9 protein-coding genes are annotated in these 9,470 nt (G+C 61.3%); 5 read left to right on the forward strand and 4 right to left on the reverse strand.

All coding sequences use genetic code 11. The features are described 5' to 3' along the window. Positions 1-233 precede the first annotated feature (233 nt). From rpmI to pheT, 4 genes are all read left to right on the forward strand, one after another. Positions 234-437 (forward strand): 50S ribosomal protein L35, encoded by a 204-nt coding sequence (gene rpmI, locus VGG64_13760; GenBank protein HEY1600669.1) that lies wholly within the window; start codon positions 234-236, stop codon positions 435-437. Positions 438-581: 144 nt separating this feature from the next. Beyond that, complete coding sequence (gene rplT / locus VGG64_13765; GenBank protein HEY1600670.1) at positions 582-944, forward strand: 50S ribosomal protein L20; 363 nt, start codon at positions 582-584, stop codon at positions 942-944. A gap of 225 nt (positions 945-1,169) precedes the next feature. After that, positions 1,170-2,228, forward strand: coding sequence for a phenylalanine--tRNA ligase subunit alpha (gene pheS / locus VGG64_13770; protein HEY1600671.1), 1,059 nt, complete (start codon positions 1,170-1,172; stop codon positions 2,226-2,228). A 53-nt stretch (positions 2,229-2,281) separates the two neighbouring features. Next, a complete protein-coding gene (pheT, locus tag VGG64_13775; protein ID HEY1600672.1) occupies positions 2,282-4,303 on the forward strand; it encodes a phenylalanine--tRNA ligase subunit beta in 2,022 nt (673 codons plus the stop codon). A gap of 81 nt (positions 4,304-4,384) precedes the next feature. On the opposite strand, the gene VGG64_13780 is transcribed toward pheT, so the two are convergent. Both VGG64_13780 and VGG64_13785 read right to left on the reverse strand, forming a co-directional pair. Beyond that, positions 4,385-4,909 carry a hypothetical protein gene (locus VGG64_13780; GenBank protein HEY1600673.1) on the reverse strand — a complete coding sequence of 175 codons (525 nt, stop codon included), beginning with the start codon at positions 4,907-4,909 and terminating at the stop codon, positions 4,385-4,387. A 754-nt stretch (positions 4,910-5,663) separates the two neighbouring features. Beyond that, positions 5,664-6,380: a glycosyltransferase gene (locus tag VGG64_13785; GenBank protein HEY1600674.1), complete on the reverse strand. Its 717-nt coding sequence runs from the start codon at positions 6,378-6,380 to the stop codon at positions 5,664-5,666. Positions 6,381-6,929: 549 nt separating this feature from the next. Here VGG64_13785 and hisI point away from each other — a divergent pair. Then, complete coding sequence (gene hisI, locus VGG64_13790; protein HEY1600675.1) at positions 6,930-7,274, forward strand: phosphoribosyl-AMP cyclohydrolase; 345 nt, start codon at positions 6,930-6,932, stop codon at positions 7,272-7,274. Between the two features lie 48 nt (positions 7,275-7,322). Here hisI and VGG64_13795 read toward each other — a convergent pair whose 3' ends face one another. Both VGG64_13795 and VGG64_13800 read right to left on the reverse strand, forming a co-directional pair. Continuing rightward, on the reverse strand, positions 7,323-8,729 hold the full coding sequence (locus tag VGG64_13795) for a hypothetical protein (GenBank protein ID HEY1600676.1): 1,407 nt from the start codon (positions 8,727-8,729) through the stop codon (positions 7,323-7,325). Positions 8,730-8,742: 13 nt separating this feature from the next. Then, positions 8,743-9,470, reverse strand: a 728-nt coding sequence (locus VGG64_13800) for a hypothetical protein (protein HEY1600677.1), incomplete at its 5' end; no start/stop codon positions are given.

A 9,470-nucleotide genomic window follows, 5' to 3' on the forward strand; every position in this document is an offset into this window, starting at 1 on the left:
TATCCCGATGGACATCCAAACCGACGTATACTAGCTTTTTCATGGGACCAGTCCTCCGTGGTGGCTCTGCGCATTGTAAACGCAACTCCAGCGTAACCCACGTCAAACGTGAGCGACTGGTCCCAACCATTCTGTCTACCCGTAATTTACCCTCTTTGCCGCCCGTGGGACTTACTCTATAATCTCGGATTCCTTTATAACGCCAACTTCACCGACAGGGCGGGCCCTTCGCCATGCCGAAGCAAAAGACACACAAAGCCTCGAAGAAGCGATTTCGCGTAACTGCCAACGGCAAGGTGATGCACCGCGGTGCCGGCACCAGCCACTTGTCGACGCACATTTCGCAAAAGCAAGTACGGCAACGCCGGGGAACGCGGGCGCTAGCGCCGGCCGATGCCCAGCGCATCAAGAACGCTTTGCGCGGCAATAGCTACTAGAAACTACCAGACATCACGGTAGCTACCCATTACAAACGCGCGTCCGCTGCGATAGCGGCCCGCACTGAATACACCACGCCGGGCACCGCACAACGTTCCCTGATTGGGGAAGGCCTTGCAGCGTGAGGAGGGGAGTCGACTGCCATGAGAACTACCAAGGGCGCAGCCCGCAACAAGGCCAAGCGCCGTCTGTTCAAAAAGGTGAAGGGGTTTCGCGGCGGCCGTGGCACGCTGCTGCGTTCGGCCAAGGAGACGCTGGTTCGCGCCGGCGTCTATGCATTTCGCGATCGCCGCGTACGCAAACGAGATTTCCGCCGGCTGTGGATCATTCGCATCAACGCCGCGGCCCGCGCTCACGGCCTGCGGTACAGCGAGTTCATCCACGGCCTAGTAAAGGCCAACATCACGCTCGACCGCAAGTCGCTGTCGGAAATGGCGATTGCCGATCCGGCCGGATTCGAGGCCGTCGTGGCGCAGGTCAAAGCGGCCCTGCAAAGCGCCGCCTAACGACTGCACCGTTGGCGCAGCTGCAAACCATCAGGAGAGGCCGGTCACGCGTGACTTGCCTCTCTTTCTTTTTGGCCGTTGGTTGGTGTACGTTTACGGCACCTGGGATGCGCGGCTGGACCGATGGTGTATGGCGTTCGCCGCGTAAAAGGCATTTACCAAGAGCTGACTTCGGCCCGACTCTTTGGCACTTTTTGTTCCTTCTGAATAGTCACTTGTTGCTCTATGGCACTCGTTGAATTCCTGGCGGATCTCGAAGGTCTGTTGGCGGCCGCCGAAGTGGCTTTCGCCGGCGCGAACGACTCAGTCGCGCTGGAAGCCGCCCGCATCGAATTCCTGGGTGCCAAGAGCGGTCGTTTAAAGGATGTGCAAAAGGGACTCGGCCAGGTCGACAAGGCCGAAAAGCCCGCCGCTGGCAAACGCTTCAATGAGATCAAGGAAGCACTCGACACGGCTTTCGTCGCCGCGCAAGAACGGATCCAGCGAGGCGGCGCAACGGCCTCGTCCGCGCACACCGGCGGTCCGGTCTTCGATCGCACGCTGCCCGGACGCGCCCTGCGATTGGGCCATCTGCACCCCATCACGCAGACGATCGAACACCTGAAAGAGATCATGGGCCGACTGGGATTCACGGCCGCTGTTGGACCCGAGATCGAGGACGAGTGGCATAACTTTCAAGCGCTCAACATTCCGCCGGCGCATCCCGCCCGCGACCCGCTCGAGAATTTCTATCTGGCGACGGCCGGCGTCAGCGTGCCAGCGTCTGATAAGCCAGCCCAGACGAGCGGGCCACTGCTGCTGCGTAGTCAAACCAGCACGGTGCAAATCCGCGTCATGGAGAGCACGCCGCCACCGGTGCGTATCATTTCGCTGGGGCGCGTTTATCGACCCGACACGGCCGACGCCACGCACTATCCGATGTTCCACCAGATCGAAGGATTGCTGATCGACCATCACGTGACGATGGCCGATCTGAAGAGCGTGCTGCGGCTGTTCGCCAAGAGCTACTTCGGCGGCGAGGTGCATATCCGCTTTCGTCCCTCGTTCTTTCCCTTCACCGAGCCGAGCGTGGAAGTCGATATGAGCTGGCACGACAGCTGGATCGAAATGGGGGGGGCCGGAATGGTCGATCCCAACGTGCTGCGGGCCGTAGGCTACGATCCCGAAGAGGTAAGCGGCTTTGCCTTCGGCCTGGGCGTGGAACGCGTCTGTGCCCGGCGCCATAACGTGACGGACATTCGCGAGTTTTATAAGAACGACGTGCGATTCCTGGAACAGTTCTAGGCCCCGCAGGTTGTCGTTCCGCGAACTTCACCCCCTAAGAATCGCTTTTTGCCATGATCGTTTCCTGGAACTGGTTGAAAGAATACGTCCAGTTGGACATGCCGGCGGCCGAACTCGAGCGGCGGCTGATGCTGGCCGGGCTGAACCACGAGGAGACCAAGGAGGTCGGCGGCGATCTGGCCATCGATCTGGAAGTTACCAGCAACCGGCCTGACTGCCTGGGACACCTGGGCGTTGCGCGAGAAGTAGCCGTATTGTGGGAACGCGAGCTGAAGATACCACCGGTGGATTTGCCCCAGACAGGCCCCCAGGTCGAAACGCTGGCCCAGGTACGCATCGATTGTCCGCGGCTTTGCTCGCGCTATTCGGCCCGCGTGATCCAGGGAGTGAAAGTGGGCCCGAGCCCAACTTGGCTGACGCGGCGGCTGGCCACGCTGGGGATTGCGACAATCAACAACATCGTCGATATCACGAACTATGTATTGATGGAGTGCGGGCAGCCGCTGCACGCCTTCGACCTGGCCGGCCTTAAACAAAGACAGATCATCGTTCGTGAAGGGCACACCGACGAAACGCTGGTGGCCATCGATCATCGTTCCTACACTCTGGGCCCTGGCATGTGCGTGATCGCAGACGCCGAACGTGCCGTGGGCGTGGGGGGCGTCATGGGAGGGCTGGCGACGGAAGTTACCGCGGCGACGCGCGATGTTCTGATCGAGGCGGCCGCATTCGACGCAATGTCGATTCGCACCACGGCGCGGCGTTTGAACCTGCACAGCGACTCTTCTTTTCGCTTTGAACGCGGCCTCGATCCCGAGAGTGTCGATTGGGCCAGCCGGCGGGCTTGCCGCTTGGTACTGGAATTGGCCGGCGGGACGTTGGCCGCGGGCGTGATTGACGTCGGGGTACAGCCGACGGCACGCGAACCGGTCGTGCTGCGTCTGTCGCAGTTAAAGCGCGTTTTGGGCATCGAAATCGCGCAGCAGCGTGTACGGCAGATTCTGACGGCGCTCGGCAACAGCGAGCAACTTGTCGCAGATGGCGAAATCGAGGTTGTGCCCCCCAGTTGGCGCGCCGACCTGACCCGCGAGGTCGACCTGGTCGAAGAAGTGGCGCGGATTCACGGCTACGACGAAATTCCCGAAGACGTCAGCGTGCCGATGGCGGCTTCGGCCCGCCGTGCGGACGATCAAGTGCTGGACAAGATTCGCCAGGTGCTGGTGGCCGCGGGAGTCGACGAGGCATTGACGCTGAGCATTGTCGAGGAAGAGGTTTCAAGCGCCTTCAGCCCCTGGACCGACGCCGCTCCGCTAGTGACGCAGATGCCTATCTTGCGGCGGGCCGATCATCTGCGGCGCAGCCTGATTCCCAGTTTGTTGGTCGCCCGGCGCACGAATGAAACGCTGTCGAACGCGATGATCGAGCTGTTCGAGATGGCCCACGTCTATCTACCACGTCCCGGCCTGCTGCCCGACGAGCAGCGTATGCTAGGGATCACCAGCGGGCACGATTTTGCCCACGTCAAAGGGCTTGTCGAAGCGATCCTGGCGCGATTGAATCCGCGCGCGGTGCTGGAAGTTGCCGACCAACCGCCAGCGGCGCTATTCGATCGATCGCGGTCATGCCGGCTATTGGTGGGCGGAGAAGTGCTGGGAGTGCTGGGCGAGGTGAGTAGCGACGGACTGCGGCGCTTCGAGCTGCGCGGCCGGTCGACCGTGGCCGAGTTGCATGTGGCGGCGCTCGTCAAACTGGCGAACCTGGTTCCGCAATATGAGCGGTTGCCTGCGTTCCCGGCCATCGCGCGGGATTTGAACCTAGTCGTCGACGAACACGTTACTTGGGCCGAGATCGCGGCCGCGGTGCGCGGTGGCAGTGGCGCGTATCTGGAAGAGTTGTCCTACCAAGACACCTATCGCGATGCCGAACGTCTGGGAGCGGGCAAAAAGAGCGTCCTGCTCTCGATTAAGTTGCGCGACGCCGCCGGCACGCTAGCCGGCTCGCAGGCCGACGCCGTGCGCGACGAGATCGTCGCCCGCTGTGGGCGCGAATTGGGCGCGCAGCTGCGCGCGTCGTAGCGCAGCGTAATTGCGAATCCCATTTCCGGCGGGACGGCTGCGACGATTTCTTCGTAGCACGGTCGCTTGAGGAGCGAGCGATTACATGTCGCGCCAGATATCGTCGGAGTATGGCCGCTCGGCGATGCGTCCCAGCTCGTCCAGCGTGCGCCGCTGACCGACATTGTGCCAGGGGCTGACGCCTTCTAACTCGGGCATCAACTCCACCAGCTGAGAAGCCAGCGTGCGCGCGAGTCGCTTGATCGACGAACTCTCCGCTTTTTCCGAGATGGCTGCGACAGTCTTCATGATGCGCACCAAACGCGCACGTTCGAGGACTGGCGCTGACAAGGGTGAGTTTGTATCGAGCAACAACTCGCCGATGGGCACTTCCAGAACACTCTGCCACCAATACACGCGGCTGAGGCGGAGGTCGGTCTGTTCCTCTTCTTCCAATTCCAGTTCGCTGATGCTGGTGCGCAACTGGCGGGCAAGCCCGCGCAGAGAAATTCCCTGCTGTTGTCGAACCGTCGCGATGCGATGCAGGACGACGCGCCCCTTGCCGGGATCCGGGGTGTGGGTCTTGACCGCCGGGAATTCACCCGTGCCTATTTCGGAGATGCTCATGCCATTACCTCATTCCTGTCCAGGGTTGTACGAAAGAGCGATTTGCGGCAACCCTGCCGGCACAACGACGCATCCCTAAATACCCACGGTTAAAAAAACAGGGCGGTTCACGATCTGGGTCCGACGCGCGTCAATCTGAACGAGCCGGTCGATCCAATGTCAGACAGCAAACCAATGAACCGCCCTGGAATAACCACAGGCAAGCGCACGACATGCCACGAATCAGAAACCACAACGCCAAGTCATTTCACGCCACGAATTGGCTCGGGGGGCGAGCACAATTTCCGTGACTGGGGGCTGCAACACAACTTGCCTAAGTTGTTGCCGCCAAAACTTCGGCTGACCCACGGGTGATTTACCCCGTCGTTGAAACTCGATAGATGTGGTGTGATCGAGTTCCGAAGGAAATCATAACTAGCTGCTTCCAGAGGGACAAGCACCTGCGCGCGGTTATTCACAGTTTCTTCGTGTGCATTGGCGGCGTGGCAAATTATTGCGCAATACCCCGAGGGATGGGGGTGCGGTGATTCACGGCACCGCGACGCAGCCGGCGCAAATTACGTGCCGATGCTTAGCCTAGAAAGCATCTTTGCTAGCGCGCGAAAGCAGGTAAAAAAGTCTGCCTGCTAGACACTTGGTATCGCTAATCGCATGGCGTTGGATTCGCGCGCCGAATGCCGCGCTCTAGGACTCTTCGCGCCATCAATGCGAATGCGATGGCCCGACGCAGGACTGCCGTGTTACGGCCCAGGTGTTATTCGCCCAGAGCAAACGTCTTCAAACGCAACAAATAGTTGGGACGTTTGGGGCGGCCCGCCGTGTCGCCCTCGTCGCGATGCTGGGGCGATGTGGCAACTTTATTCTTGAGAGCCGAGGCCGCCGCTTTGCCCCTGGCTCCCTTCGACCACGAAGCGTGACGCAGTTCGACCTCGTGTTGCGGGTAGCCTTTGAGAGCCAGATATGATTGCAAGTCTTGGGGGCTGCGCCCCGTGATCCAGCTTTCGATCGCGCGACGGCGAATCATTTGCAGTGCAGGGCCCACCACAGCCTTCGACATTTGCTTGCGCAGAGAGGGGGCCGGCTGCCGCCCGGGCGCGGCGTCGCCATGAGCTCGCGCCACGATTAGATCATGCGACGAGATCTTCTTCCACATCTTGTCGAGCCCAGCCAAGTCCAGATCGCATGAGTCGGACCTCAGCAGCAGAACGTCACTGCGCGTTCGCTGCATGCCGGCGCGAAAACAGGCCGTGTCTCCGCGCTCGGCTGAGTTATGAATCACAGCGGCCTGCGGGTAGGGGCGGATCAACTCTTGAATCACTTCCGTTGTCGCGTCCGTCGACCCGTCGTCCACGATCAGCAGTTCCCACCGTGGAGTCAGCTCGGGCAGCACTTCGACGACCTGGACGACGAGCGCCGCCAGGGTCGCTTCGCGGTTCCGAACCGGCAGGATCATGCTCAGAGAAGGTTTCAAGCCGAGAGTCCTTTCTGCACGCGGTGGAGGACCGCAATGAGGTGACCGTTTTTTCCGGAGGGCGCCAACCGCGGGTCATCAATTGTCGGGGACACTTCTGTCGTTAAAGGCCGCAGGGTTCCGCGCGCCCCGTCCGCGATCAAGATGCCACTCGGTCCGGCCGACGCCGCCCTGCACCCTATCCATCGGAAAGTTGCCCTGGCAACTCAAGTCGGCCCTCGTCAGAGGCGTGTGGGGCACGACTTGCCGTGAGAGAGGAAAGTCCGAGCTGGATGGCCGATGCGTGTCGCACCGGCAATTTGCGCAACGCACATGGCCAATGATTGCCAGAATTCGCAGGCATCGCGTCAAGAATCACGCCCCCAAGGCACGCACGCCGGAGGTTGGTATGCCTGATCCCGCCCGGGCAACTCCGATATAATCGGACAGGTTGCCGCCGACTGTTCAATCTGGCGGTCCTAATCCGGTCCAACCGCCGAGGTTACCTTGTCTAGCGCGCCCCCCCCCTCCACTGCCGTACCGCTTCCGGACTTTGCCAAGGGGGACGGATTGCTCCCTGCCGTGGCTCAAGACGCCGCGACCGGCGAGGTGTTGATGGTCGCCTATATGAACGAGGCCAGCTTCGCCGAGACGGTGGCCACTGGCCGCGCCGTGTACTTCAGCCGCAGCAAGAACCGCCTCTGGCGCAAGGGAGAAGAAAGCGGGCACGTGCAGCGCGTACTGGCGATCTTGGTCGATTGCGACGCCGACACCATTCTGCTCAAGGTCGAACAGCAGGGCCCAGCATGTCACGAAGGATTCCGCAGCTGCTTCTTTCGCGAGCTTACGGCCGACGGACCGAAAGTTGTGCTGGAGCGGCTAGTCGATCCATCGACCGTGTATGGCAACCAATAGCTGCAAGACGGGCGGCGCGGAAAACCCGCTCGCAAGGATTCCTGAAACCTACGCGAAGACTTCGATCCCCTTTAGCTCCGGCGCCGGAAACTCTGCGGCGCACACGAGGCAGCCGTCGCGATCGCGAGGTGCCGTCGCGCCGCAATGGGCACAGCGCTCGGTGACCGGCCATTGTCGGTGCAACCAGTAGCCGATCGCCCCGGGCACGCCCATCAAGAAGACGAACAATGCCCAGGCTGCCCCGTCGCGGTCGGCGTAACGTCGACGATGTCGATAACACACGGCGGCCAATAAAGCCGACAGCGTCCCTACGGCAAGAATCGCCGGCCAGCATTGATTGAACGTCTGTGCGAAGGCCTCGGCCATGCTCGCCGCATCACCCGACTCGACATGCCCCGCCGCTTCGGTCGTGTAATAGAATGCCTCGACCAGCGGTGCTGGCACCACTAGGGCCACGAGCCAGGCCGCGGACTCGTTGTCGACGGCCTTCATGCCCGATATTTGAACGTTCTCGTGTCGGTCTGCGCCGCCGGCTTCGTCGATCCAATAGACATCCGCATCGCCGCGCGTGCTGTGCGACGTCAAAACAACATCCGTGGCTTCGGTGTCAAAGAAGCGGATGTCTCGCTCCCCGAGCGGCGCGGGAATCGGAAACGAGCGAAGCGTCGCCCCCTTCACATCGAGTAACGCGATGTTGTCGCGCGTGCGCACGACGACTCTGTATTTCGTACGGTCGAAAGCTGGGCCGCCATGTTCATTAGTCCCAAGCCAAGCTACGGAAACGGGCTCGTCAGGGACCTCGACGGTTTGTATGGCGCGCCCCTCGATATCGATCCGCCACAACTTGGAATTGCCAATCAGATACACCGCCGAGGCCCTGTTCCACTCCGAGCCACCGCCATAGTTCGCGGCGGTAAGAATCGGCGCGTAGCCCCACTGGGGCACATCGCTGAACTGCTCGTCCGCCGGCGGTAGATCAGGCCGGAAACCGTGCGGCCCGAAATACCCCACGAGCTGCCGCGTCTGACCGTCGTACAGAACAAAGTATGCATTTCCCGGTGCTCGCGCATCGCGGCTCAGGAACCAGTAGGTGGGCCAATTCCGCGTATCGGCAAAGCCCTGGATACGCTGATTCCAATTTAGCCAATCCGGCTTGGCCGTCGGGGCTGCCAGGTAAAGAGCCGTCGCGCTATTAACGGTCGCATCGCTTACCTCTTGGCCGCTGAGACTTCGATAGTCGTGCCGCCACATTCCGTTGGTTTTCTGCATATGACGAATCAGCGCCCGCCCGTCGCGGGTTATCTCAAGCGATTCATTCACTGGGTGGATCATCCCAGCGCCGATCACGGCCTGGGTCCACATGCAGGCGAAGCCCCAGATACCTTGGGCACCCAAGGCGAGAGTGGCCGCCAGCACGAGCGGCGCGAATAACTTGCTGCGTGTAAGCCTGTCCATGGACATCCTCGGCTCAAGAGAAATCTCGTGATTTGGCGATGTAGATGATCACCAGCACCAAAGCCGCATCGACGGCGAACGACGTCGTGATGGCCGCGACATACCTGGAAAACGCCAGCCCTAACGCCGAGATCAGAACCAACACCACGAACGCCCCGGCGACCGGCAGGAAACGACTGCCATACCAGCGGGCCGAGCGCAATCCGCTGATAAATGCCCCCAGGTACAACAGCGGCATTTCCACGGACAATTGCCATGTCCAGGCGCTCATCGACCAATAGAAGGGGCTGGCATGTGTACCCGGCGTCGCCGCCCACAGTGCATAGGCCGACACAGGCAGCGCCAACACGAGCACGCTGGCCGCGGCGCCCACGGCCAACTTGGTGCCGAAAATCGTCTGACGGCTAACCGGCCGGTGCAGCAAGAGTTGGAATGTCCCTTGGGCCGACTCCCACATCGTCTGTCGCAAGCCGGCCGCCACCGCGAGTAACCCGGCGACCACGATCGTGTACCAGATGATGTCCCGGCCCACGAATGGAATTACTTGCGCCGGCTGGTCGAGAAGTCCCACCGAGATTCCCATAGCCGCCGTGACCACGACGAGCTGCGCCAACAGCGCCAAGATGATCAGCGGCAGCAGTTCCCGTAACTCCTTGCGGGCAAGCGCCATGATCATGCGACGGTCTCCCATTCCAGACTGGGTAGCGGAGGAGTTTCTCCGCGCGTGTAGGCGATGAATGC

The sequence above is a fragment of the Pirellulales bacterium genome (genome assembly GCA_036490175.1).
GTDB lineage: Bacteria > Planctomycetota > Planctomycetia > Pirellulales > JACPPG01 > JACPPG01.